Here is a 26994-nt window from a genome sequence, read left to right on the forward strand (position 1 = left end):
AAATTGAAATCACCTAGAATTTATATAACAATTCTTCTTACGTTATTGATTATAGGCTGCACTTCAACAAATCCTACTCTTCAAATAATGAATCTCGGTGCGGCAAAGAATGCTGTTCAAGCATATTATGAATCAGGCGAGTTTGACCGCGAGTGTGCAAAGATAATTGATAATGCAATTGATCAAATAGACGGAATAAACCTTTCGGGAAAGTCTGCTGTAGTGTTTGATCTTGATGAGACTGCTCTTTCCAATTATGAATACACAAAGGAAATCGGATTCGGATACGTTGATAAGCTTTGGAACGAATGGCAGCAAAAAGGAATTGCGCCTGCAATCAAGGATACAAAACGATTTTATGACTATCTTCTTTCAAAGAATATACATGTAATATTTGTTACCGGACGTTATGCAGAAGTTGGTGAAGCAACGAAGAGAAATCTTATCGAACAAGGTTACGCAAAATTTGATACGTTGATTATACGATCGGATAACGAACGCAAAATTCCCACAGCTGAATGGAAAGCGGCAAAACGCGAAGAACTAGTTTCTAAAGGTTATAATATTATTGCTTGTATCGGTGATCAGTGGAGTGATCTTGTTGGCGATAGCACGGGAATAAAAATAAAATTACCGAGTTATTTATATCTGCTTGATTAAATCATATTGTGGAAAAATTATTTATGCAGCATAGATTTAGAAATATATTTTTCTTTTTCTTCATTGCATTGTGTTCAATATCCCTTTTTTCATGTGCGCATAAAGATAATAACACAGATGAAATTGCTAATCCGGACCCAAACACACCGGAGGAAGCAGATCCGACTATAATTCCGAAATTTGTAATTAACGATTATATCGAATTGAGTAAGATATCTCAGATATCAAAATTCCGTTCCAGTGCCGGACACGATTACTCGGACGAAATTGAACATTGCAGAAGTATGAAGCATTATTATAGGCCTTCCGACTATATAGACGCGTCAACTATAAAAATTTATTCTCCGATCAACGGAACGGTTGATAGAACAATTGAGGAATGGGCGGGGACGCAAGTACAAATTAGGTCGGATCAATACCCTAATTATTATTTTATAATCTTTCACATAAATTTATCAAGCCCACTAAAAGTTGGAGATAAAGTTATTGCCGGGAAACAGATCGGTACACACATCGGTTCACAAACTAGTTCCGATATTGCAGTAGTTCATATGATTCCGAATCATCCCTATAATTCTATCCGAAAGTTGATCTCATACTTTGATGTTATAACCGACACGCTGTTTCAAAATTATCAGCAGCATGGAATTACCTCTCGCAATGATATTATTATTTCCAAAGAAGCTAGAGACGCTAATCCGCTTAATTGCAACGGAGAATATTTTACGACTTCTGAAACTATTGAGGATTGGGTGGTTTTGAAATAAAAATATTAAACAAATTGTTTGCTTAAGCGAGAATATGAGTTCCCAATAGAAAGCTGCTCTTATGCAGTTTTTCTTTTTATTATATTTGCATTCACTTATTATAAATTAAAGAACCGTTAATGAATCCTAAAAATCTTGCAGATATTCCAAAAGCTTATAATCCGAAAGAAGCCGAAGACAAATGGTATAAGTATTGGGAAGATCACAATCTTTATCATTCAGAAGTTGATGATAGCAGAACTCCATATACAATTGTAATTCCTCCGCCGAACATTACCGGCATACTTCACATCGGGCATATACTTAATAACACCCTGCAGGATATTTACATCCGCTACAAACGGATGAACGGATTTAATGCATGCTGGGTGCCGGGGATTGATCACGCATCAATTGCCACTGAAGCAAAAGTAGTTGCTCTCTTAAAGGAAAAAGGAATTACTAAAGACGATATCTCGCGCGAAGAATTTTTAAAATATTGTTATGAGTGGAAAGAAAAATATGGCGGAATAATTTTTCAGCAGTTGCGCAAACTCGGCGTAAGCTGCGATTGGCAAAGAGAGCGGTTTACAATGGATGATCACTATTACAAAAAAGTGATTGAAGCATTTGTAGATCTCTACAAAAAAGGTTTGATCTACCGTGGCTATAGAATGGTAAATTGGGATCCGGCTTCGAAGTCGGCAATCTCCGATGAAGAAGTTTTCTACAAAGAAGTTCAAGGAAAACTTTGGTATTTCAAATATCCGGTTAAGGATTCCAAAGAGTTTGTAATAGTTGCAACAACTCGCCCGGAAACTATGCTAGGTGATACCGGTGTTGCTGTTAATCCAGAAGACGAGCGCTACAAACATCTTATCGGAAAAACAATTATTCTTCCGATAGTTGGTAGACAGATTCCTCTTTTTGCTGATGAGTATGTTGATAAAGAATTCGGAACCGGTGCAGTTAAAGTAACTCCTGCGCACGATGAAAACGATTATGAAATGGGTAAGCGTCATAATCTTGAGTTCGTTAATATTTTTAATGAAGATGCTACAACAAACGGAAATGTGCCGAAAGAATTTCAAGAGATTGACCGTTATGAAGTCCGTAAAAAAGTAGTAGCGCGATTTGAGGAACTCGGTCTTCTTTATAAAACAGAAGACTACACTAATAAGGTCGGTTACTCCCAACGCGGCAACGTTCCTATCGAACCTTATCTTTCTGAACAGTGGTTTATGAAGATGGATGAACTATGCAAGCCGGCAATTCAATTTGTTATGGAGGGCAAAGTAAAATTTCATCCCGAACATTGGACAAAAACTTACGAACACTGGATGAGCAATATTAGAGATTGGTGTATATCCCGTCAATTATGGTGGGGACACCGCATTCCGGTTTGGTATCATAAAACAACAAAGGAAATTTACTGCGAGGTTAATCCGCCGAAAGACATTGAGAATTGGCATCAAGATGATGATGTGCTTGATACATGGGCTTCAAGCTGGCTCTGGGCACAGGATGTTTTTACTAACAAGCGTGATCAAAAATATTATTACCCGACCGACCTACTTGTTACAGCACCAGATATAATTTTCTTTTGGGTTGCAAGAATGATCATCGCAGGATTGTACTTCATGAAAGAAATTCCATTCAAAGATGTTTACTTCACTAGCCTGGTGCGTGACATGCAGGGCAGAAAGATGAGTAAGTCTTTGGGCAATTCCCCCGATCCGCTTGATCTGATTGACGAATATGGTGCAGACGCTTTGCGTTTTACGATGACATACATTGCACCGCTCGGACAGGATGTTCTTTTTAGTTCAGAGATGGTTGAGATCGGAAGGAACTTTGCAAACAAGATGTGGAACGCCGGAAGATTTTTATTAATGAACGCACAAAATATTCCACTCAATCCCGCATTGAAAGATAAACATATTGATTTTACAGATAGATGGATTATGTCCCGCTTTCAAACTACCATGAAAGAGTTTAATGACACTCTCGATAAATTTGAAGTGAACAACGGATCGAAGATTGTTTATTCTTATGTGTGGAATGATTTCTGCGATTGGTATATAGAACTTGCCAAGAATAGATTATACCAGGGCGCCGAAGAAGTGAAATCTGCCGTATTAACAAGAGTTGTTCTTTTGTATGAAGAAATGTTGAAACTTGTTCATCCGTTCATGCCTTTTATAACTGAGGAGATTTGGCAATTACTCGATGAACGTAAAAAAGGCGAAAGTATTTCCACCTCTTCATTTCCAAAATTCAATAATAAATTAATTGATAAGAAAGCCGAAGAAGAAATTCTTTTTGTTCAGGAAGTCGTTTCAGCAATCAGAAATATCCGCGGAGAGATGAATCTTCCTCCGTCTAAACTGATAAATGTTTTCTTAAAAACAGAAAAAGTAACCGAAGAACAAGTCCGCTACATAAAATCTCTTGTCCGCATAAACGATCTTAAGTTTGATGCGAACATTACAAAACCAAAAGCAAGCGCTTCTGCTGTGGTTAAGGGCTGCGATATTTTTATTCCTCTTGAAGGATTGATTGACGTCGGTGTTGAACGCGGCAGGATCGAAAAAGAAATTGCGCGTCTTACTTCTTCGCTTGAAGGTGTTAAGAAAAAACTTTCCAACGATGGGTTTGTTGCCAAAGCTCCTGCTGAAGTTCTAGAGCGTGAAAGGACAAAGCTTGCCGATTGGGAAAAAGCGCTTGATAAATTGAAGACCATCCTTTCTGATCTAAAATAACATTTCATTATTCATTACTATACATTCAATAAGTAAAATTGTATATTGTGAACGAGTGTTCATTAAGGGTTTATTAATTGAAACAGGCAAATACAAAACAGCTAATATTATCAACAGCTTTAGATCTCTTTTCTCGGCATGGATATAATGGAGCTTCAATAAGACAGATCGCACGTGTGGTTGGCATTAGGGAAAGCGCGATTTATAATCATTACAAATCAAAAGAAGAAATATTTTTAGCTATCCTCGCTGAATTCAAATCAAGAACTATTAGCGAAAAAATTTTAAGCGATGATCTCCTTGACGATCTGTCTAATCCGGAAAAATTCTTGCGAAACTTTGCAGAACGATTGATAAACTATTGGAATACGCCGCCGGAAAGAAAATTTATTCGCGTACTTTTGATGGAACAGTTTACGCATATCGGGAACAAAGAACTTTCCACGACCGATTACTTAAACGAGCTCCGTAAAATGTGCCGTTTGATCTTTGGTGAAATGATTAAAACCAAAATAGTTAAACAGTTCAATCCCGAGATTCTTGCAGAACAATTTATTGCTCCGTTATTTCTCATACGTACAGAACATCTTGTCTCTGGTGAGAATAAAAACATGAGTGCGGTTTTTAAGATCGTAAATATGCATATTGATTTTTTCTGGTCTGCAATCAAAACTTAAAATAATATTTCGTAATATTTCTTAACGCATTACATTTATCATTATCAAAAGGAAGTAGATGGCAGCAAAATCTACGGTCGAGCTTGATAAACTTGAATATCTCTCCCTTCTAAAGAGAATAAAGTTTTTTCAAACTATCATACATGAAATTTCTGCAAGAAAACCCCTTCACGAGTTGCTTGATCAAATAATTTCTTCGAGCAAAAAACTATTAGACACCGAAGCTGCTTCTCTTTTGCTGTATGATAAAAACAAATCCGTTTTATACTTTCACACAGTTTCTGGCAGAAAAGGTGCTTCATTAAAATCTAAACCTTTAAAACTTGGCGAGGGAATTGGCGGTTGGGTTGCAATGAAAAAAGAATCGCTTATTATTAACGATTGCTACAGCGATCCGCATTTCAACAAAGATTTTGACACGTCCACAGGTTTCAAGACACGAAATATGATCTGCGTTCCTATGATTGACAAGAACGAATTAGTTGGAATAATACAAGCAATTAACAAAAAGAATAGTGGCAAATTTAACACGGAAGATCTTCATCTTTTCGAAGCCCTTGGCGCTCAGTGCGCTGTTGCAATAGAAAATGCACGATTGAATGAAATAGAAATAAAAGCCGAACAGACAAAACATGAAATGGAAACCGCTTGGAAGATTCAGCAAAGATTCCTTCCGGAAATACTACCAACAGTAAAAAATGTTGATGTCTGTATTAAACTTAAACCGGCACGAGAAATCGGGGGTGATTATTTTAATGTAATCCAGATAGACAACGAAACAACATTATTTTTTGTCGCTGATGTTTCCGGTAAAAGCATTCCTGCTGCGTTAATTGTATCTACTCTATATTCTTTTCTTCAATTCTATTTTATCGTTAGAAAAGAGAATTACAACGCGATTGAATTCGTTCAATCATTTAACCGATTTTTAATCTCCTCTACTACATCGGATAAATTTGTCACAGCATGGTTTGGATTTTATGGCCAATCAAATAAAAATTTAATAAGCATTAATGCCGGGCATAATCCGACATATCTTTTTAAACACGGTAACAGTTCTTTTGAAAAACTATCCGCTGGCGGATTGTTGCTTGGAAGCATTGACCTTCCCTACAGTTCCGAAATTATTAACTTACAGACAGGCGATATGATTGTTTTTTACACTGACGGAATCCCTGAGGCTATGAATAAGAATGAAGAAGAATTTGGCGAAGAGAGATTTGAAAAACTTCTTTCTAAGAATAAAACTCTTGATGTTAGCAAATTATCTAAAATAGTATTTGATGAAATAAAATTATTTCGAGGAGACGCCGAACAAAGCGATGACATCACGCTTGGAATCCTCAGAATCAAATAATATGCTAACACACGAGCCGACAAAACAAAACATTCTAGATACCCACGAACGAATTATTAAGCAAATTCACCGTACGCCAATACTAACTTCTTCAACTCTTAATTCTATCTTTGGCTGCGAATTATATTTCAAGTGTGAAAACTTTCAAAAAGTTGGGGCGTTTAAGTTTAGAGGTGCAAGTAATGCGGTTTTATCTTTGAGTGAAACAGAATTACCGTCGGGTGTTGCAACTCATTCGTCGGGAAATCATGCCGCTGCATTAGCTCTTGCTGCAAAGATGAAAAATATTCCATCATACATTGTGATGCCTAGAACCGCACCACAAATAAAAAAGAATGCTGTTCAGGGATATGATGCAAAAATTATTTTCTGCAAGCCGACTCTTCAAGCCCGGGAAGAAGCATTGAAAAAAGTTGTTGAAGAAACCGGTGCAATCTTTATCCATCCTTACGACAATTATTCGATCATCGCCGGACAAGCAACGTGTGCTAAGGAAATTTATGATGAGTTGGGTAATTTAGATTTTATAGTCGTTCCTGTTGGTGGCGGTGGATTGCTAAGCGGAACCTGTCTAAGCACAAAATATTTTTCTTCTAATACAAAAGTTATCGGCGCAGAACCGAAAGGAGCCGATGATGCGTTCCGGTCTATTCGTGATGGAAAAATTTATCCGTCTGTAAATCCAAAAACTATCTGTGATGGTCTGTTAACGAATCTTAGCGAAAAAACTTTTTCAATAATTAAAAATAATATTTACCAAATAATAGCCGCAGAAGAAGAATCTATAATTAATGCTATGAGAATGATATGGGAAAGAATGAAAATTATAGTTGAACCTTCTTCAGCGGTAACACTTGCGATAATATCCGAGAATAAAGAAAAATTTTCTGGAAAGAAAGTTGCGCTTATTCTCTCCGGCGGAAATGTGGATTTGGAAAAACTGCCGTGGTCATAGATCATTTTAAGATCACTTCAATAAAAAAGCTGATCTTGTATAACAAAATCAGCTTTTCAAAGAAATTTTATCGACTATTTTTTCTTGTCTTCACTCATTAAAAGTGTATTTACTTTTCCTTGTGTACTTGTTAAATAAGCAAATAATGGTTTCGCTGGCTCTGTCCACTCGAACTCTGCCGATTCAATCGATTTACCATTCGATGCTGGCGTGGTAGTTAAAGTTTTTCTAGTGCCGTCTGGATATTTAATATCAACGTTCAATTCTTTAATGGTCTCGTCTTCAACTTTTTTGCCGAATGTTACTTTAATAAAATATGTACCTGCTTTAGAAACCTTGAATCCCCCAGCTCCGGTATTGTTAACGGGCGCTTTAGAAATCTGGGTTTTATCGGGAGAAGATAATATTATCAATTGGACGCCGTAAATTTTTATTACCGGCGCTTCTGCTGATGTTATTTGAACTGCTGTTGAATTTATTTGTGTTTGCTGAGTTTCTGTCTTTTGCTGTGCATTAATAGAAGAAAAGACCAATAAAGTTATGACCATTATTGCTAAAAAAGAATTCCCGATTTTTTTAATATTCATAGTTTCCTCATATTTTTTGTTTGTTTTTAGTTGATTTTTCCCCGGTTCACTATCTGCTAAATAAAATATTATTTAGAATTATTAAAATCCATTCATAATTTCGCGCTGGGAAAATATTTTATTGGGTTACCGTCTGCTAGGCTAACTACACTCAGAAATATTATTTTACAAAAACTTCAATGGCGCCGGGAAGGCATTCAACTTCTATCGGTGTGCTTCCCATTAATTGTCCGTCGGGAGTTAACAATTTTGGCGTGTCGGTTTCTATTTTCAAATGTCTTGCCCGGAACGTTTCTACTTCTTTCATGTAAACGTGTGTCCCTTTGAAAATCTTGGGAAGACACTGCATTACTTTTGCGCGGCTTAGTTTGTTAAGAAGAGTCACATCTAGAAGTCCGTCATCCAGCTTTGCCAAAGGCGCCATAAGAAAATCTTTTCCTGTATATCTTGTATTGGAAATTTCTACAAACACATTTTTGCGTTCAATCATTTTCCCGTCAGCTTCAATTTTCAGATTATATGCTTTTAATGCTGCCGTCTGATAGAAAACTCCCAATACGTATGAAAGATCGCCGAACATTTTCAGCTTTTGTGCGGTGCCTGCAATATCCGTAACAAAACCAAATCCAAGAATATTTATGAAATAATACTTTATCCCTTCGGTTGTAAACGCGCCGACATCGATTTTTTTTGTCCTGCCGGATAAAATTGCATCTATCGATTCTTCCCATCTTTCGGGGATAAGATCGAGATCGCGCGCAAATGCATTTCCCCTTCCAATTGGGATTGCACCGAAAGGAATTCTTTTCTTAGAAGAATTTGCAAAGTATCCGTTAAGCGCTTCGAAAATTGTTCCGTCCCCACCTGAAGCAATTATACCGTCATACTTTTCAAAATCAATATTTTTTATTATCTCCGTTCCGTGTCCGGCATACTCGGTTTGAACAGAATCGTGTAATATATTTTTCTTTTTCAATAATTGTTCAATTAGAGGATAATATTTAACTCCGTTCTTATGTCCCGCTGCTGGATTGTTGAGATAGAATATTTTCATAATATATTATAACTTCTATTTATTGATGATTAATTGGATTTGAAATTAATAGATAGTTGGTTGGCATTCAAGACTTTGAAAATAAAAAAGGTCAAGTTAGCCCCGGCCTTGACTTAAAATTCCCTTTTTGTATATCAATCCGTATAATGCTTTATCACTTTTACAACATGTTCTTCACAAACTTTGCAAAATGGTTTCATTCCTTTAGTAAACATTAAACAATCGATCATCGATCTATAAACTCCTTTAGCAGAATATCCTGCGCCTTCAAAGACACCAACTTTACCACAATATTTACTGCTCATTAAATATTTATCTATCTCATCACTGTGAGATTTATCTTTTATGTTGTATTCGTTTTGAGCTGCATTAATTTCTCTTTGCTGAGCTCTTGCTAGTTTTAGCTCTGCGATATGTTTATTCATTTCTCTTCGTTCCTTCTGCCAAGCATAATCCATTTTATCATAATTCTCTTTTTCCCATGGAGTTGGTAATTTAATACCTGATGTAATAAGATCTTTCCATTTTAAATTACTTTTATCAAGCATACGAGTAATGTTCGGCTCAACAGGTTCTTGTCCTTCGGGATAAAATTCATTGTAGGCTACATCAGAAGTATAATACTCATCTGCCAATCCGCCGAACGAATGGCCAAACTCATGCAGAAAAATGTACGGACTAAATTGATTATCGCTGGTAAATGTGCAGTAGAAATTATATATCCCGCCGCCGCCGTAACGCTCGCTGTTGCACATAATATATATTGCATCGTAAGGAACATGTGCTGCGAGATCATGCAGGGTTTTGTTGTCTTCCGTTAAAACATATCTTTCTGAACCAAGAGAATAGAACCTTGTGTTTAGTGTTGTGTTTTTATATATGTTTGCGCCCGGTTCGTCAATTCCGCTTTCTTGTGATGCTTTGAACACACCATAAATATTAAACTTGTCTTTGTTCGATTTGAATGGTTCATGACCTAAGAAAAGATTCGTGTAGTGTTTCAAATCTTTTTCGAATTTTTTCTGTTCTAATGCTGTGTATCCTTCAGCAAGAATTGCTACATCAACGTTATTGTGCGGATCTCCGCTATAATGACTTTTAAGAACTTTTACTGATTTGTCAATCAAAGCATCTTTAATAATGTAAAGATCCGCCGGATTAATTTCTGTTGAGAATACTTCGTTAAGATTGTTTTGTCTGTCACGTTTCTCCAAAACAAATTTAATTTTGTTTTTAGGAAATGGAATTATCGCGCTTTCTTGATACGTCCGCTTTATTCCTTTCGATGCTTCATCGCTCGTTTGATATTCCTTAAAGTAGCTGTCGAATCCGCGTGAGAAAATTAATTTGCCGCTTGCTGTATCATATACTTTGTAGTAATATGCGCCGTTGTTAAAATTATCGATCAAATTTTTTAAGCTGCCCGCCCAGGTCCCGTATTGATAAACTTGATCAAGCGTAACAATCTCACTGTTTGCATCGCCAACATGGAAGTAATCAATCCTCATCGTTTGATCTGTGAAATAGTCGTCGAAGTTGATTGTTTGTGCTTTTAGGATTACCGAAAAAAGAAATAGCACAATTAGTTTTGACGTTTTCATAATTATCCTGAATTGTTTCTCAGTAAAAATAATAAATAGCATACGGATTTGCTTCGCTCATATGCAGAATCAACAGATTTCACAGATGAATCGGTTATAATCATTATCTCCGTGTGTAATTTATTTACCTATGCAAAGTGCGGTTGAAATCTTTATCTTCGTTATATAATTAACAATCGAATAATGAAACGATCAAATAATATATTACTAACTTTACTCGTGTTCACCTCAATATCGCTTGCCCAAAATGAAGGCGGGTTTAAGATTGCTCGCTTAAAATATAATGGCGGGAGCGATTGGTATAATGATCCTTCGGAAGAAGTTAATTTACTTAAGTTCGTTGCACAAAATACAAACATCAAAACAAATCCTGTATATGAATTTGTTGATCTGACAAGTGGAAATATTTTTGATAATCCGTTTTTGTTTATGACCGGACACGGCAACATTGTTTTTTCTGATCCGGAAGCAAAAAAATTACGGAGTTATTTAGAGAACGGCGGCTTTCTTTATGTTGATGATGATTACGGATTGAACAAGGCGTTCCGAAGAGAGATAAAAAAAATTTTCCCGGAAAAAGATTTAATGGAACTTCCATTCAGTTATGGATTGTATCATTGCTTTTATGATTTTAATGCGGGAGTACCTAAAACACATGAACATGATGGAAAACCGCCACAAGGTTTTGGGATTTTTGTTAACGGCAGATTGTGTTTGTATTACACATACGAAAGCAATCCGAGCGACGGATGGGCTGATCCTGAAGTACATAAAGATCCTCATGCAAAAAGAGAAGAGGCGTTGAAATTTGGGACAAACATTGTTGTTTGGGCGCTTACGAACTAATTTTTTTACGTAATGATTTTAATAAGAAAATGAATGAATAGTTATTTTATAGAAATACAAAAAAAACTCCGCTCTGTTGTTGAGCACGAGAAACGAAGAGATGGATTGAGAAAACTATTTATCTCATTAACAATTCTATGCGTTTTATTTCTCACACTCGTTCTTTTGGAAGCTGTAGGAAACTTGAGTTCGGACATACGTACAATTCTGTTTTATTCATTTCTTATTATTGTCGTACTTACGATTGGATTGTATGTTGCGTTCCCTTTCATAAAAGATTTTATTTATTACGTTCATCCGGATTATGTAGAAACTGCTAGCAAGGTGGGTACCCATTATCCTGATATTAAAGATGAGCTTGCAAATGCAGTCCAATTGATAAATGAAAACAATATCAATTATTCAAATCAACTTGTTGATGCGGCTTTTAAAAATGTTTATTCCAAAACCGAAAAGTTAAATTTTAATGCGATTGTTGATTTTACTTCCATAAAAAGATTATGGAAACTTTACATTACAACATTTATTGCAACTATTGTTTTAGTCTTTTTTGTTCCCTCTTTTCGTTCGGCGGCATTTCGTTTTCTTAATTACAATAAAAATTATACGCCACCGCCAAAATTTGTTTTTGAAATCGTTCCAGGAAACAAAGAGATTACAAAGGGCGATAATATTACAATAACAATTAAAGCCGTCGGCGAGCAGCCGAAAGACATTTTTCTGTTGGAAAAATCCGAAGAACAAACTGAGTTCTTGGAAAGAACATTATCCCCTGATTCACTGGGAATATTTACTTATTACATTAATAATGTAAAAAGTTCTTTAGAATATTTCGCTACAGCCGAAAATATTACCAGCGAGAAATACAAAATTTCTATTATTAACCGTCCTGTGATTTCGAATATTGAATTAATAATTATTCCTCCCGCTTACACCCGTTTACCGGAACAAACACAAAAAGATAACGGAAACATAACCGCTTTGATTGGAAGTAAAATAAAATTGACAACGAGCTCATCACGCGAACTTTCAAGTGCGATTGTAATGTTTAGCGACAGCACATCAAAAAGGATGGGCATTATTTCAACAAAAGCATCGGTTGATTTCATTGTTACCAAAGAAACCGACTATTATATGCTTATCGCAGATGCTCAGGGTTACTCAAACATAAATCCAATTACTTATTCAATAAAAACTTTGGCTGATGAAAATCCGTCCATCGAAATGATTTCTCCAAATGAAAATATAAAACTTGGAAATCAAAATAAGATCTCCATTGTTTCTAAGATCAGCGACGATTATGGATTTAGCAAAATGAATTTGAGCTTCCGGCTATCGGTATCAAAGTATCGCACTACAAATAAGGAGTTTACGCAAGTTCCGATAACAATCTCTAATCAGCAAAAAGAAGAAGAGATTTATTTTGTTTGGGATCTTGCACCGTTAGTCCTTGCAGAAGGAGAAGTTCTCTCCTATTATTTAGAAATTTTTGATAACGATACCTTTGGCGGACCGAAATCAACAAAGACAAAACAATTCACGATCGCGGTTCCTTCTCTTAATGAGCTATATTCCAAGTCAGAGGATAAACAAAAAGAATCTGAAAAAGATTTATCACAAACACTTAAAGATGCAGAACAGCTCAAACAAGAAATGCAAAAGCTAAGCGACGATCTCAAGCAAAACTCGAAAGAAATTTCATGGCAGGAAAAAGAAAGAATTGAATCCGCTGTTGAGAAATTTAAGGATATAACAAAAAAAATCAGCGATGTTTCCCAAAAACTATCTGAAATGAAAAATGATCTCGCAAAGAACAATCTCCTTTCTGAAGAAACATTGCAGAAATATAACGAGCTCCAGGAGTTGCTGGAAAAAATGAGCAGTGAAGAAATGAAAGAAGCATTTAAGCGTTTACAAGATTCTCTTAAAAGCTTGAACCGCGATAATGTGCAAATGTCTATGGAAGAAATGAAGGCAAACGAAGAATATATAAAGAAAAGTATTGAGCGCACTCTTAATCTTCTTAAAAGAATTCAAATAGAGCAAAAGATTGACGAAATTATTAAGCGCACCGATGAACTTACACAGAGAATCGATGAATTAAAAAGTAAGACCGAGCAATCAAACCTTTCCGATAAAATAAAGCGTGACGAATTGTCTAAACGCCAACAGGATGTAACGAGTGATCTGAAAAAACTTAACGAAGAAATAAATAAACTTGGCGAAAAGATGAACGGGCTTTCTGATATGCCAAAGGATCAACTTGATAAACTTCAGAAAGAGTTTGATAAACAGAACAATGAAAAACTCTCGGACGAGACGGCAAAAGACTTACAACAAATGCAAAAATCCGAAGCTATGCAGAACCAGTTACAACTTTCTCAAAACATGAAGAACACGGGAAAACAAATGCAAGGCTTACAATCTGCAATGCAGCAGATGAACCAGATGAAAACGTTTTATGATATGATGAAAATATTAGATGATCTTTTAACCCTTTCCAAAGATCAGGAAAGCTTAAAGAATAATACAGAGCAGCTTAGTCCATACTCAAAGGGGTTTTCTAAAAACTCCCGCGATCAAAGCGAGATACAAAACAATCTTGGAAAAATATTGCAGAAGATGCGCGACCTTTCTCAAAAAACTTTTGCAATTACTCCCGAGATGGGTAAAGCTCTCGGAAAAGCATTGACTAATATGCAGCAATCAATAAATGCTATGCAAAACCAGCAGGGACCTCCGGCAGCACAAATGCAAAAAAATGCAATGGCTTCGCTAAACGAAGCCGCAAGCTTGATGAAAGGCGCAATGGATCAAATGATGAGTGGCGGCGGACAGGGCGGCGGTATGATGAGTTTAATGCAGCAACTGCAGCAGCTTTCGCAACAGCAGATGAATTTAAATCAATTGACTCAGATGATGAATCAAGGACAAATGACTCAGGAGATGATGGCGCAAATGCAGAACCTTGCTCAGCAGCAGGAATCAATTCGCAAATCGCTTGAACAATTGAACCAAGAAGCAAAAGAAGCCGGACAATCGAAACGCCTTGCTTCAAATCTTGAAAAGATCTTAAGTGAGATGGAAGAGGTTGTAACAAATCTTAAATCTGAAAAAGTGAATGACGATCTTGTGAAACAGCAGGAAAAGATTTTATCAAAATTACTTGACGCACAGACTTCCATGAACGAGCGCGATTATGAGAAGGATAGAAAATCTGCCGCCGGAAAAGACTATAACCGCAATTCACCGCCCGATTTGATTCTTAACACTGACGAAGGGAAGAACAAACTTAAAGACGAGCTAATGAAAGCAATTCGCGAAGGATATAAGAAAGATTACGAAGATTTGATTAGAAAATATTTTGAGGCGCTGGAAAAGGCGAGAAGTGAGAAGTGAGGGTCTAATCTGTTGACAAAATTATTTTGCTTTGCATAGTACAAAAAATTAAACCCTCGCATTAAAGTGTTAAAATTATTTTTGTTCCGGCTGAGTATCGGGAACAGCATTTTTTACAAACTCCTCTCCGGGTCCTGCTTTACCAAGTGTGAATTTTTCGTAGAACTCTTTACCTAAATTCAGCATAAATGCTGTACCTCCAATAAAATACTGCATTTCTTCTTCTGCCGAAGCAACAAAAACCATAACAACACTTACTTTATTATTCAACTCATCATAAAGCGAAGTTGCCTTTCCATCGAGTTTTTTAAGTTCAACATTTGGAATGGGCTGACCTAAATATTTATACCAATAATTTTTGCTGGCACCAAAGTCTATGGTAATTGTATTTCTGTCTTTCTTCTTATCAGCATTCTCTTTCCCCAAGTCTGTCTGCCAACCGATGGCTTCGTCTGGCTTTTCGGAATCAATTGTTATTAATTCTTTGCCGTTAATATTCAATAACAATTCTTCAACAATACGCGCCATTTTGTCGTAATCCATAGTTATCACTTGAGAGAATGCCCGTACTCTTTTTTGCCTGTCTACAATTAAGAGCGTATTAAGATTCGCGTTCAGTTCAAGCATAGAATCAGCCTTCGATTCGAATTTCTTTCCACTAACGCTTTTGCCAAACAATGAAATATCCAGGGTTTTCTGATCTTTGAGTTTTTTGTAGGTGGGATCAATAACATAATTATAATTTAAGTCCAGCCGCATTTTCTCTTTGAAAAATTCATTGAACATTTTGTTGGCTGATTCAACATTTTCTGATAACGCAACCCCAAAGACATTTAACTTCGGAATCGGGTTGCTGCTGTACCGTTCCATTTGTGCGCTTGAATTAAGCACAAGTGCAAATAAAATCAGTGTTGTTGTTAAGATTCTCTTTTTCATTTTCTCTCCGACGGTTTATTTTTATCTATCCCCCAAAAGAATTGCCGATTGAAAAATGCTGTAGCTCTATATTCTTATTATCTGAACAAAAATACTTATTGCATTATGCTGACAAACATCAAAAAAGTCAACAAATTATATATTTAATGTTTTTAGAGAAGCATAAGAACGTTTTGTTAAGCAGCTGAAAAAATAAAAGGGGTGGGGAAAAATAATTAGAGATTATCAAGACACAAATGAGTTCGTTATGAAAAAAAGAACAGCAATCTCAAGCGCTTGATTACTTTCATTCGGCAAATAAAAGTGTTTATAAATAAGGAGTACCCAAAAAATATCTTGAACTGCTGGAAAAGGTGAGAGGTAAGAAGTGAGAAGCAAGATGAAAATCCCCTTTTGTGGCTTAGAGGCTAACCTTTCTGCTTGATTGAAATGCTAACAGATGTTAGATTGAATCAAAATTTAAAACGTTAATAAGGTTTGGAGTCTAAAATGAAATTCTGGCTAGTTTTAGTTTTTTTATTTTTGCTTTCATCAACGGCAACTTTTCTTTCACAAACATCTTCACTAACTCAGCAACAAAAATCCTGGCTTGAAAAAGCTAACCGTCATGAAAAGAACGGATGGATATATATCCACATCGAAGGTGCGCCAAGAGAACGCGGATTTCAACATGGCTACTTAATTGCAAACGAAATCAAAGAATCATTATATAAGCTGAGTATTAAATGGAAATATCAGAGCGCGATGGAGTGGCAATGGCTTGTTCAAAAAGCTGGAGTAATTCTAACAAAAAAAATTGATGAAGAAAATCTTGCCGAGATTGACGGAATGGTAGAAGGAATGGAAGCCGCCGGTATATCAACAACGCGCGATGAGCTTGTTGCTCTTAACGGTTACATGGAATTAATGTGGTATTGGTGGCCTACAGTAAAAGATTCGTTCAATACAAATTCACCCCCACCAAAAAAGGAAGCGTGCAGTTCTTTCATTGCAACCGGTAGCATGACTGCTGACGGAAAAATTGTGCTTGGACATAATTCAATGGTCGGTTACGAAGATCCTTTCTGCAATATTATTCTGGATATTCTTCCGGAGAAAGGGCACAGGATTTTGATGCAGGCGTTCACGGGTTTCATTCACAGTGGGACAGATTTTTTTATAACCGATGCCGGACTTGTCGGCTCTGAAACAACTATCGTCGGGTTTTATCCATTCGATCCGAACGGCGCGCCGGAATTTTCACGTATGCGTCACGCAACTCAGTATGCTAACTCAATTGATGAATGGTGCGAGATGATGAAGAAAGATAATAACGGCGGATATGCAAACGCATGGCTGTTGGGCGATATCAACACAAATGAAATTGCGCGTCTTGAACTTGGATTGAAACAAGTCGGGTTTGAGAAAAAGAAAGACGGATTTTTTATTGGATCAAATATTGCTGAAGATTTAAAACTCTTACGCTTCGAAACTAAAAGTGAAGATACGAATATTAAAAATTCTAATATCGCACGCAGAGTTAGATGGAAACAATTGATGAAAGAGAACGCAGGCAAAATAAATCTTGAGCTTGCAAAAGGTTTTGAATCCGATCATTACGATCCATATTTAAAATCAAATACTCCAAGTCAGCGTATGCTTTGTGCACACTGGGAGCTGGATCCGCAATTATACAATACCGGTATTCCTTTTTCTCCCGAAGGAACACTTGATGGAAAAGTAGTTGATGCGACAATGGCCAAAGAAATGTCATTTGTTGCGAGATGGGGAGCTGCATGTGGTACTTCGTTCGATGCAAAGAAATTTTTAGAAGAACATCCGCAATACGATTGGATGAATGAGATTTTGAAAGATCGTCCTTCACAACCATGGACGGTTTTCTATGCAGGAGAAAAATAAAATAAGAGTAGAGACGCATGGCAATGCATCTCTACTCTTACAAAATTATTCCCATCTCAAATATCTTGAATCGCCAAGTAGTTCTTGAATTCTACGCTGTACAATTTCATTTTTATTTTGCTTGCGTGCCTGGAGTGATTCCTTTATTAACTTTGATTATTTTGATTCTCATAAATAATTAGATGTTTACAATTGCGATGGTATTTTATGAAAAAGCTGCTCTTCCTTTTTTTCTTAAGCACTATTCTATCAGCCAAGCCTTATGAACCTACTCAAATCGATCTGCAAATAATCTCCCACACATTTAATGAGGAGTTTGATCAAGCTAAAAAATTATCTCAAGAACAAATCAAACTTAATCCCAACTCGCCTAAGTATTATTATTATTTAATTAACACAAAGATATTAGAGTACTATCAAAGAGTTGCGGAACTTGACCCGGAAAAACGTGATGAGGGAAGAAAATTTCTGAACAAAGAAATAATTGATTACTGTGAAAGCATTATTGATAAGTTTGACAATGACAAATTAAATACCGAGAACAAATTTTATTACGGAACTATCTATGCATATCTTGGGCGTATTTATGGAATAGATGGTTCGTGGTGGAGTGCATTCAAAAGCGGATTGAAATCAAAGAATATTATGGAAGATGTTTTAAAATCCGATCCTCAATTTTATGATGCGTATTTGGTTCTTGGAATGCTGAATTATTATGCCGACCGCTTAAGCGGAATTACAAGTTTTGTTGCCGGAATTTTGGGTTTCTCCGGTGATAGAGAAAAAGGATTGACCCAGCTTCACACAGCATATGAAAAAGGTAAATTAACTTTCGGGCAATCCGCTCTAACATTAATTGAGGTATATGCAAGTTTAGAAGGAAATGAGTATGCTTCTCTAAATTATTTTGAAAGTTTTTTGAATCGCTTTCCCAAAAACAAACGGACTCTTAATGCTTACTGCCAGATATTAATGAACATCGGCGATCTTAAAAAAGTAGAAATAATAATTAAGAACGACAAGCAAGCTCTTGTTGATAATTATGCAAGGGCGCGTCTCCGTGACCTCAAAGGCAATTCTCAACTTGCAATTCAATGCGGAGAGCAAGCTTTAGAAAATGAAAATAAATTATATCGAGGTGGTGGCGCCGCTTCTCGCTATATTATAGTTTTTAATAGCTGGCTGACCGGAGATAATTCAAAAGTAAAAAAATATGAAACAACTTTAAATGACCGTTACAAAGAATTATTTGCGGTTATCAAGAATAACGAGAAGGAGAGTAGGTGGCTTCACGACCTTTCGGTTCAAATCGCTGCGGATAAATCAGTGGCTGACATTGAAACTTTAATTAAATCAAAACCGAATTTTAGTAAAGCAAAAGGATTTGAAGATCAGTTTAATTTATTGCTGGGTGCATTTTATTTTGAGAGGGGTGTATTCGATAAAGCTGAGCAATATTTTAAAAAATCAATTAATGCCGCTGACAATCGTGATAAATATTCTGCAGTTAAAAATTTAATGGAAATTTATTCTCGACAGAATGTTGACAAATCAAAAGTGAAAACTTTGCTGGATGTTATTGATGATTTGGATAATGATAGACTTAAATACAGGGCTAAGGATCTGGAGAAAAAATATAACTTATAATCTATCTATTTTTACAATCAATGAAATAATTTTAAAAGAATTTCTTTTTTAATAATATGTTTTCCTTCAAAAAGTATCAAAGAATATTTAATATTATTTTTCCCCAGGCGCTGTTCTTGTTCTTTAATTTGTTCGACAGAAATAAATTCGTCTTTATCACCGACCACAATGGTTAACTGTATCGAATTAAATAATTCTTTCGATAATTCAAGATCAACATCTGGAGGCACTCCTCCACCCCAAAGTATTAATCGGTCTATTTTTGATTTACCTTTTGCAATCCACCTACAAGCAGCTACCGTTCCTTGAGAAAATCCAAGAACTGTTATTTTGGTTTTTAATAACAAACCGAAATTGATTACGTCGTCGTATACAATGTCTAAATAATTAACATAATCTTTAATTTCATTTTCGCGATCCTCTTTTGTCATCCAAGTAGAGCCGACTTTTCCGCTGAATCCTTTAATATAAAATCTATTTAATGCTTCGGGGGCAATAATCAATGTAGTTTCATTTATTATCGGTTCAAAAAATTTAATAAAGTATTCTGCAAGCTGCCCGTAACCATGCAAAACTATTAAAACTGATTTTATTTTCTCTGAAGGTTTGCCAATTAGAAAATATCGTGCGGTTTTTTGTGTTGTAATATTTTTTGTGATTAGGTTCATTTAATTTTATTGAAGTCCGCTAGAAGATGTCTCCCTCTTGCTTTAATTGCCGGGGCACCGGTTAGCATTTGCTTTTCAATCTCCATACGTACACTTTTCAAATATTTCCTTTCCTTCATCGCGTGCGTTGCAAGTGATTGCATGCATGCAACTTTAACTATTATGCTGTCCGATGTGTTTAGCCATTTATACAATGCGTTAAATGCTTTTACTAATTCTTTTGGCGTAAGTTTTAAATAACCGATCATTAAAGCAATGTGCCATATAACTTCTTTCTGTTCAAACTTATTTAAGTTTTTTAGAATTATAGATTTTTTCTTTTGAATCATTTTCGGAAATCTTACTGCGACTTTTTCAACTGCGTCGGCACATCTTGCACGCACAACTTTATCGCTGTTAAATATTCCCTCAAAGACTTCGTCAAATAAAATTGGATCACTTGTTACAAGCTGAACAACTTCGTTTGATTTTCCTATTGAGCGGAGATCGTTGCCCGTAAGCAGATCATAAATCGTGGGCATTTATTTAAGTTCCAATATTTCTATTTCATCGCCAACTTTTAATGTGCCGTTTCCTTCGTGTAAAAGATTCTGCCCAAAATAAATTTTGTTGTTAAAACTTCTATAAGTAGATAATGTTTTTAAGGGTTCTTCTTTTTTTTCTGCGGTGTCTTGATTGACGGTGGTTAAAACACAGCGCGAACATGGTTTTACTAAATTAAATACTATTTCACCTATTCTTATCATCTTCCATTTGTCTTCATCAAAAGGATTTCCTCCCTTGAAAACAAAATTTGGTCTGAACCTGTTCATCGGTAATTTTTCTTTAAGCCGGCTATTTAAATCATCCAAAGAAGATTGCCCGATCATCATAAATGGATATGCATCGGCAAAACTAACTATTTCGTTGTCTGCGGCAAATGCTCGATCTACTAACCGTTGTGTTCCATCGTGCATGTAAACCAATCTGCATTTAATGCCTAATGCATCGCTTAGCCATTCGTCGGCATATTTACCAACAACACGCGCTTCAACCAGGTCTTGCCAAATGCTTACCAGAACAATTTCTACGCTTTCGTGATAAATTGGAATTACAAGCGGAGGAATATCTTTTGTCTTATGTCCTAAAATTAATTTATTGCCGTTGATCTTTGTCTTGATCAACGCTAACTGCGGGTGTGTTTGCTGTGTAATAAATTTTCCTTCGTTATTGATTATCAACCATCTTCGGTCATGTTTTAGTCCGCGGTCTGTTACATCAGAATTTTGCAGAGAAATTCCACCAAGGGATTTAACTGGGTAGATGTTGATTTCAGTAAGAATATATTTTGCCATATTACTAATTCATTCTAAGACTTTTAATTTCCTAAATATTGCGCGAGAAGATTCGTCTCTAAGCTTACGAACTTCATCAAATGTTTTTGCCTCAATATTGAAAGCAAATAAATAAACATTTTTCTCTTTTTCAACATATCCTACGAGCCATCCGATAAAGGTGCCGTCTTCTTTAGTACCTGTACCAGTTTTATATTTCAAGACGGAATGTTTATGCTTTTCTTCCGACATTAGAATCATAATTCGTTTTATCCTTTTGCGCAGAAAGTACTGTTGATATTAACATCATAGATAAAAAAAATAATTCCTTCATTTATGGCCTTTTCTCCATAAAGATAGAAAAATTATCCGGCGGTGTTGGCACATGATATAGATTAAAATATCTTCCATTAAAAATCATTCGTGAAGATTCCGGCAATGCAGGCTCGGGGAATGGATTGCCCATCATGCCGGCGGGACCGAATGATGACTTATCTTTTTTCTGTTGAAGGAATAAAACATTAGCGTAAGCCCGCCAATAATTTTTTGTTAATGATTCTTGTCGAGTTACAGCAGTTCGGAAAATCCAAGCCGACCAGAACTCCATTCCGTGTCTTGCAACAATAATCGAATTGCCGTTAGGGGGAATAGTTTTTTCCATTTCTACCAGCTCTGCGTAAAGTTTTTCGTTCATATTAGATTGTGTGCCTTTGCCCACAACAATAAAAATCGAAAAAATTATTATTAACAAAACAGTTTCTGTTAAAAAAGATTTCGCGGTTACGCTTGAAATTTTATTGTAGATAAAAGGAAGAAGCGGTATTACAGGAAGATAGCTCATAAAATAGAGCCGCTGGGCTGCATCTATTCCAAGAAAAGGAGAAGCCAAAAAGAACGATAGAATTATGCAAGCCAGAATAAACGGACGAGTTTTTAGTTCCAGTGTTCTAAAATTTCTAATAAACAAAACCAAAGAAATAATTGCAACCAAATTCACTAACAAGATATCAATCATATCAAGCGGTGAAATAACAGGTTTCTGTTGAAGAATAAAATAGATCAGCTGGTTGCGGAATATTTCTAACGGTATATTAATAAAAACTCTGGTTCGCCACGGACTTGTTATATAAACGATTCCTATGCATACTGCAACTATTACAACAACTCCGGATATAACCTTTAGAAGTTTTTTAAGTGTATAACGCAGTTCATATTTCAAAATTAAATTGAGAAGAACTATTGTTACGGCAACCGAAATACATCCATAGTGAGTTAATCCGGTAAGTAGTAAAAACAAAAAGGTTAACAAAAAATTTTTTCTACTTGACTCCTCAAAACTACGGTAGAGCCAATACATCAAACAGAATAACCACAAAACACCAAGTGCGTTTTTTTGGAAATCGGAGATCAGCATCAAGGGAGAAAAATATAAAACTGATAGCGCAGAGATGAGCGCTGGCAAATAGATTTTTTCTTGTTTGCCAAAAATTCTTTTTGTTAAAGCATACGCAGGTATAATTGATAAAGCGGGAATGATTGAATCGAAAAGCCGTGTTGCTAAATCAACGGAAGAATCTATATTGCCAAAACCTAAATGAAATAAGATCCAGGCAAGTCCTGCTTCCAGCCAAAACAGCAAAGGGAATTCGACAAACTCAAGCCGTCCATTTTCTAATAATGACCGTGCTTGAACAAGATAATATGCACCATTGTTGCCAGGTATATATTTAGTACTGAAATTTGTGTGAAGACGAATTGCAGAAGCGACGATTATCAAAAATGCCAGCAAAACCCATTCAAGGTTCTTTCTGTTTGTTAGACTTATGGATGATTGATACATCATAATGAGGAGATCACTTTTTTGATAATTGTATAAATTCTATCGGTGCACCGTTATCAACAATAAAAGCAACCATTACACCGGGCGACGGACTATTTGGTTCAATCAAAATTTCTTTCCCTTCGAGCACTTTCATCAGATCATCAACTTCGAATGCAATATGAGGAACTGTTTTTACCAATTCCGGCGTTGTCGAATCTTGTTCGAAGCGCATCCATTCTATTTTATACGGACTTGTATCGTAACCGGAGACATAAACTTTGAATTCTTCAAGGTAGGTTTCTCCATCTCGTTTTTCTTTTGTCGGAATACCCAGATGATGATATTTTAGATCGGCGTGCATTCGGTTTAGATTTTCTTTTTTACAACCCCATCTAAATATTTTGAGAACTCTTCGGGTTTACCCGGAGAAGCAATTTCAAAAGAAACTTTTAGTCTCTCGTTATCAAGCTTTGTATAAGTGAACCGAAATCTTGGCGCTGACGGAATTACATCGCTTGTTAGGACAAGCGCACTTAAATCTGAAGAAAAATTTGTTGTATAATGAATCACGTGTCCTTCGTTATCAAAATAAATTGCCCGCACCAAATTGTTCTCATGATAATGTATTAATACATTATCATGAGTAAATGCGGATTTATTTGCTGTTGCGGGATACTCAGTATGGTTTTTTCTAACCAGAATTTGGTCCTGTAAAGCAAAATAAAAAGTGATCTGACCGGACCCTTCGCCTGGTGCGCCCGTTCCTTCTCCGGTCCATTCGCCAATCAAAAATTTAAAAGCGTTCCAGTTACTTTTTGCAGTTTGACAAAAGAAATTGTTAAGAGCCCCCATTAATATTAAAATTAGAAATATTTTAGCTGCTCCATTCCGCATGAATCACTCCGCAGTTATTTAGATTAATCTTGTTCTTGTTTGGTAAAATCGAAAAAAGAAATGATAAGCACAACTTTACAAAAAGTAATAATTTATTATTGATCAAGCGATTTTTCAACAGTCGTGTTTTGTTGGTCAATTTATTTATTTGTTTTTGAACGCTTTTATATAATTCTTTGTAAACTCACTAAGAACAAGTTTTCCGCTTATCTCCGCGCGTTGTTCCAAAAGCTGGTCCCAGTTTTCGGTTCCTTCCCAAAAAACTTTTTTCATCTGAGAAATTGCTTCGAGATTACAGCTTGAAATTTTTTTTACAAGAGCTGAAACCGCTTCATCAAGATCGTGATTATTTGCAAAGACTTTTGTGTATAGTCCGCTTTGCTTCGCCCAAAGTGAATCATGCCATTCTGCATCAATAGACATTGTAATAAACGCAGTCTTCCCAATTTTTCTTTCTATTGCCGGACCGACAACAAATGGACCAATGCCCAATAACAACTCGCTCAATTTTACGGATGCTTCGCTAGAGGCAATAGTATAATCTGCCGCGGCAGCAATTCCAACTCCTCCTCCAACTGCTTTGCCCTGCACACGTGCAATAATAAATTTTGGACATTTTCGCATAGCGTTGATTAATCTTGCAAAGCCCATAAAAAATTCTTTACCGCCTTTGAAATCTTTTATCTCAAGTAATTCATCGAAAGAAGCACCGGCGCAAAATGCTTTTTCGCCTTCGCTACGGATTACTATAACATGTGCATGTTTATCTTCTGCAAATTTGTTGACCGCTTCTGTCATCTCCTTCAACATCTTAGCCGGTAAAGAATTGCTTTTAGGATGCATGAAATTAATTGTAGCAATTCCATTGATTATACTTGTTGTAACTTTTCCATTCTTATCCATGGTTCATCTCCTCAAAAATTATTCTATCTACTAACTATATAATCTACGTCGAGAATATTGTCAATAATAAAATCCGGAAATTCTTTTTTCAATTCTTCTGCTGTTCTATATCCGTAAGTTACTGCACAAGTTTTGGAGTCGGCATTTTTTCCGCATTGAACATCTAATTCGGAATCTCCAACAATCAATGTTTCTGCAATATCAATATTTAAATCGTTGCAAATTTTAAGCAGCGGTTCAGGTGATGGTTTGTGTGCAATTCCAGGTCTTCTTCCCATTACATAATCGAACTTATCAAATAATTTAAAATGACTAAGAATTCTTTCTGCGTGATCTTGTCCCTTTGTTGTAAGCAAAGCTGTTTTGATATTTTTTCTCTGCAATTTATTTATGATCTCATTTACTCCAGGATAAACGACCGATAAATCGATGTAATCGAAATAGATTGATTTATAAATGTTAATAAATTTTTCAAAATCCGGAACACTAAAACCAAATTGAGTGAAAATATCTTCGAAATGCATTCCGATTGTTTTGTAAAAATCCTCTTCGGGCATCTTTGGATAAATATTTATTTCTCTAAGCGCATGAAGTGTTGCTTTATAAATTGTTTTGTGGGAAGAGATGAGTGTTCCATCTAGATCAAAGACAACAAGGTTAATGTTCATGTATAATTATTAATCAATGAGTTGAAAATATTTTCTGCAGATAGAAATAAATCTAAACCGGCCACGCTCCAAGAATTGTTCCGAAGACAAGCATAACTATTAAATGATAACCAATATCAACACCAAGCAGTTTTATTTTTTTCCCTTCGAATAGAGTATTGATCAACATCGGTGCAACTGTAAATCCGATCCAGCATAAAAACGCAACTCTAATTCCTTGCGGAATTGAATATGCGTCCATAAAAGTCATTATTTGTGCAAGACCAAAAGCCATCGCCAAATAGCTGATAAATGTTAGTCCATAAGTTTTAAATGGCTTAAAATCTTTTTTAAGTTCTTCTTCAGATTTATCCAGTGACTCCATCCATATCTTTCCAAAAATAAAAGGACTATACCAAAATGAACCGAGCAACATTGCAATTACCCCGCAAAGCAAAACTGCTAAATAATTAACTTGACCATGAAGAGCCATTGGATCTCCTTTTTGAATTACGATTTGAGATTTTTGATTTACGAATTAACGACTGTCGTAAAAATCCGAAATTGTAATTCGTAAATCATGTTTCTAATTTTATTCCTTATAAATTTTAATAACCAACTGCTCTCCGCTGATATGATATCCGCGGTACATTCCCTCGGTATTAAACGGCATTGCTATATTTCCGTTTTTATCAATTGCTATTATTCCGCCGTCGCCGCCCAATTGCGGTAATTTTTTCATTATTACTTCGTTAGCGGCTTCGCTTAGAGTTAAATTTTTATAATCCATTAAATCAGAAATATCGCGAGCAATATTTAATCTAATAAAATATTCTCCGTATCCTGTTCCGGAAACAGCACACGTATTATTGTTGGCATAAGTTCCGGCGCCGATTATCGGTGAATCACCAACTCGCCCGAATTTTTTCATCATCATCCCGCCGGTAGAAGTACCCGCGGCAAGATTTCCGTTTTTATCCAGAGCAACACATCCAACTGTTCCGTGTTTTTCTTCTTTGGCTTTTTTATCCTTTGCTTCTTTCATTTTTTGATACTGCTGCAATCTGTTCGGCGTAATGAAATAATTGTTATCAACCATCTCGATGTTATTCTCTTTTGCAAATTCTTCCGCACCTTCTCCTATCATCATAACGTGGGGCGATTTATCCATTACCAGTCTTGCAAGTGTAATTGGATTTTTTACGTGCTTAATTCCTGCAACAGCCCCGGCTTTTAATGTTTTCCCGTCCATGATGGAGGCGTCTAATTCTGCAATGCCCTTCTCTGTTAACACAGCGCCTTTGCCGGCATTGAACAGCGGAGAATCTTCCATAATATTTATAACCGCAACAACTGCATCGAGAGATGAACCGCCGTTTTCCAAAATCTTATATCCGGTTTCTAATGCTTCGTTGAGTTTAGAAACGTACTCCGCTTCTTTTTCAGGAGTCATATTTGATTTCAGAATTGTCCCGGCTCCTCCGTGAATTACAAGTCCGTATTTGTTTGATTGCGGGAAGGTTATTTGCGAAATGAATAATAGAAAAAGCAAAAAAAAGATTTTGGGATTATTCCCTTTTCTTACACACACTTTTTACGCTCCTCTTTTGAATTGCAATTC

Annotated in this window: 25 protein-coding genes; 10 read left to right on the forward strand and 15 right to left on the reverse strand. The window is 36.0% G+C overall.

What is annotated here, in order from left to right:
* Positions 1 to 3: 3 nt before the first annotated feature.
* The 6 genes from NTZ27_09880 (at position 4) to NTZ27_09905 (ending at position 7157) form a co-directional block, all read left to right on the forward strand.
* Positions 4 to 660: an HAD family acid phosphatase gene (locus NTZ27_09880; GenBank protein MCX6175048.1), complete on the forward strand. Its 657-nt coding sequence runs from the start codon at positions 4 to 6 to the stop codon at positions 658 to 660.
* A 23-nt stretch (positions 661 to 683) separates the two neighbouring features.
* The gene (locus tag NTZ27_09885; protein MCX6175049.1) at positions 684 to 1427 is read left to right on the forward strand and encodes a hypothetical protein; all 744 of its coding nucleotides are present in this window, start codon (positions 684 to 686) and stop codon (positions 1425 to 1427) included.
* 119 nt (positions 1428 to 1546) lie between these two features.
* Positions 1547 to 4168, forward strand: a complete 2622-nt coding sequence (locus tag NTZ27_09890; protein ID MCX6175050.1) for a valine--tRNA ligase — start codon at positions 1547 to 1549, stop codon at positions 4166 to 4168.
* A gap of 77 nt (positions 4169 to 4245) precedes the next feature.
* Positions 4246 to 4845 (forward strand): TetR/AcrR family transcriptional regulator, encoded by a 600-nt coding sequence (locus NTZ27_09895; GenBank protein MCX6175051.1) that lies wholly within the window; start codon positions 4246 to 4248, stop codon positions 4843 to 4845.
* 58 nt (positions 4846 to 4903) lie between these two features.
* Positions 4904 to 6202, forward strand: coding sequence for a SpoIIE family protein phosphatase (locus tag NTZ27_09900; GenBank protein ID MCX6175052.1), 1299 nt, complete (start codon positions 4904 to 4906; stop codon positions 6200 to 6202).
* A complete protein-coding gene (locus NTZ27_09905; protein MCX6175053.1) occupies positions 6168 to 7157 on the forward strand; it encodes a threonine/serine dehydratase in 990 nt (329 codons plus the stop codon). The genes NTZ27_09900 and NTZ27_09905 overlap by 35 nt, the downstream gene beginning before the upstream one ends.
* Positions 7158 to 7231: 74 nt before the next feature.
* On the opposite strand, the gene NTZ27_09910 is transcribed toward NTZ27_09905, so the two are convergent.
* From NTZ27_09910 to NTZ27_09920, 3 genes are all read right to left on the reverse strand, one after another.
* Complete coding sequence (locus NTZ27_09910) at positions 7232 to 7744, reverse strand: hypothetical protein (protein MCX6175054.1); 513 nt, start codon at positions 7742 to 7744, stop codon at positions 7232 to 7234.
* A gap of 160 nt (positions 7745 to 7904) precedes the next feature.
* Complete coding sequence (locus NTZ27_09915) at positions 7905 to 8798, reverse strand: diacylglycerol kinase family lipid kinase (GenBank protein ID MCX6175055.1); 894 nt, start codon at positions 8796 to 8798, stop codon at positions 7905 to 7907.
* Positions 8799 to 8932: 134 nt separating this feature from the next.
* The gene (locus tag NTZ27_09920; GenBank protein ID MCX6175056.1) at positions 8933 to 10399 is read right to left on the reverse strand and encodes a M64 family metallo-endopeptidase; all 1467 of its coding nucleotides are present in this window, start codon (positions 10397 to 10399) and stop codon (positions 8933 to 8935) included.
* A 183-nt stretch (positions 10400 to 10582) separates the two neighbouring features.
* Between NTZ27_09920 and NTZ27_09925 the strand changes: the two genes are divergently transcribed.
* The gene (locus tag NTZ27_09925; protein ID MCX6175057.1) at positions 10583 to 11245 is read left to right on the forward strand and encodes a DUF4159 domain-containing protein; all 663 of its coding nucleotides are present in this window, start codon (positions 10583 to 10585) and stop codon (positions 11243 to 11245) included.
* A gap of 33 nt (positions 11246 to 11278) precedes the next feature.
* Complete coding sequence (locus NTZ27_09930) at positions 11279 to 14644, forward strand: hypothetical protein (GenBank protein MCX6175058.1); 3366 nt, start codon at positions 11279 to 11281, stop codon at positions 14642 to 14644.
* A 75-nt stretch (positions 14645 to 14719) separates the two neighbouring features.
* On the opposite strand, the gene NTZ27_09935 is transcribed toward NTZ27_09930, so the two are convergent.
* A complete protein-coding gene (locus tag NTZ27_09935; protein MCX6175059.1) occupies positions 14720 to 15580 on the reverse strand; it encodes a hypothetical protein in 861 nt (286 codons plus the stop codon).
* A gap of 489 nt (positions 15581 to 16069) precedes the next feature.
* Between NTZ27_09935 and NTZ27_09940 the strand changes: the two genes are divergently transcribed.
* Both NTZ27_09940 and NTZ27_09945 read left to right on the forward strand, forming a co-directional pair.
* Positions 16070 to 17479 carry a C45 family autoproteolytic acyltransferase/hydrolase gene (locus NTZ27_09940; GenBank protein MCX6175060.1) on the forward strand — a complete coding sequence of 470 codons (1410 nt, stop codon included), beginning with the start codon at positions 16070 to 16072 and terminating at the stop codon, positions 17477 to 17479.
* Positions 17480 to 17686: 207 nt separating this feature from the next.
* Positions 17687 to 19126: a hypothetical protein gene (locus tag NTZ27_09945; GenBank protein MCX6175061.1), complete on the forward strand. Its 1440-nt coding sequence runs from the start codon at positions 17687 to 17689 to the stop codon at positions 19124 to 19126.
* A 17-nt stretch (positions 19127 to 19143) separates the two neighbouring features.
* Here NTZ27_09945 and NTZ27_09950 read toward each other — a convergent pair whose 3' ends face one another.
* The 11 genes from NTZ27_09950 to NTZ27_10000 all read right to left on the reverse strand — a co-directional run bounded on the left by NTZ27_09950 (position 19144) and on the right by NTZ27_10000 (position 26964).
* Positions 19144 to 19794 carry a dienelactone hydrolase family protein gene (locus NTZ27_09950; protein ID MCX6175062.1) on the reverse strand — a complete coding sequence of 217 codons (651 nt, stop codon included), beginning with the start codon at positions 19792 to 19794 and terminating at the stop codon, positions 19144 to 19146.
* Positions 19791 to 20315: a hypothetical protein gene (locus NTZ27_09955; protein ID MCX6175063.1), complete on the reverse strand. Its 525-nt coding sequence runs from the start codon at positions 20313 to 20315 to the stop codon at positions 19791 to 19793. The genes NTZ27_09950 and NTZ27_09955 overlap by 4 nt, the downstream gene beginning before the upstream one ends.
* Positions 20316 to 21128, reverse strand: coding sequence for an MOSC domain-containing protein (locus NTZ27_09960; GenBank protein MCX6175064.1), 813 nt, complete (start codon positions 21126 to 21128; stop codon positions 20316 to 20318).
* A gap of 9 nt (positions 21129 to 21137) precedes the next feature.
* Positions 21138 to 21368, reverse strand: a complete 231-nt coding sequence (locus tag NTZ27_09965; GenBank protein MCX6175065.1) for a penicillin-binding transpeptidase domain-containing protein — start codon at positions 21366 to 21368, stop codon at positions 21138 to 21140.
* 73 nt (positions 21369 to 21441) lie between these two features.
* Positions 21442 to 22950 carry a glycosyltransferase family 39 protein gene (locus NTZ27_09970; protein MCX6175066.1) on the reverse strand — a complete coding sequence of 503 codons (1509 nt, stop codon included), beginning with the start codon at positions 22948 to 22950 and terminating at the stop codon, positions 21442 to 21444.
* 10 nt (positions 22951 to 22960) lie between these two features.
* Positions 22961 to 23290, reverse strand: coding sequence for a hypothetical protein (locus tag NTZ27_09975; protein ID MCX6175067.1), 330 nt, complete (start codon positions 23288 to 23290; stop codon positions 22961 to 22963).
* 5 nt (positions 23291 to 23295) lie between these two features.
* Positions 23296 to 23823, reverse strand: coding sequence for a hypothetical protein (locus tag NTZ27_09980; protein MCX6175068.1), 528 nt, complete (start codon positions 23821 to 23823; stop codon positions 23296 to 23298).
* Between the two features lie 144 nt (positions 23824 to 23967).
* Entirely contained in the window at positions 23968 to 24726 is a 759-nt protein-coding gene (locus tag NTZ27_09985) for an enoyl-CoA hydratase/isomerase family protein (GenBank protein MCX6175069.1), read from the reverse strand.
* Between the two features lie 23 nt (positions 24727 to 24749).
* Positions 24750 to 25394, reverse strand: a complete 645-nt coding sequence (locus tag NTZ27_09990) for an HAD-IA family hydrolase (GenBank protein MCX6175070.1) — start codon at positions 25392 to 25394, stop codon at positions 24750 to 24752.
* A 52-nt stretch (positions 25395 to 25446) separates the two neighbouring features.
* A complete protein-coding gene (locus NTZ27_09995) occupies positions 25447 to 25866 on the reverse strand; it encodes a DUF1761 domain-containing protein (GenBank protein ID MCX6175071.1) in 420 nt (139 codons plus the stop codon).
* A gap of 99 nt (positions 25867 to 25965) precedes the next feature.
* On the reverse strand, positions 25966 to 26964 hold the full coding sequence (locus NTZ27_10000; protein MCX6175072.1) for an isoaspartyl peptidase/L-asparaginase: 999 nt from the start codon (positions 26962 to 26964) through the stop codon (positions 25966 to 25968).
* Between the last annotated feature and the right edge of the window lie 30 nt (positions 26965 to 26994).

The sequence above is a fragment of the Ignavibacteriales bacterium genome, assembly GCA_026390775.1.
GTDB lineage: Bacteria > Bacteroidota > Ignavibacteria > Ignavibacteriales > Melioribacteraceae > Fen-1258.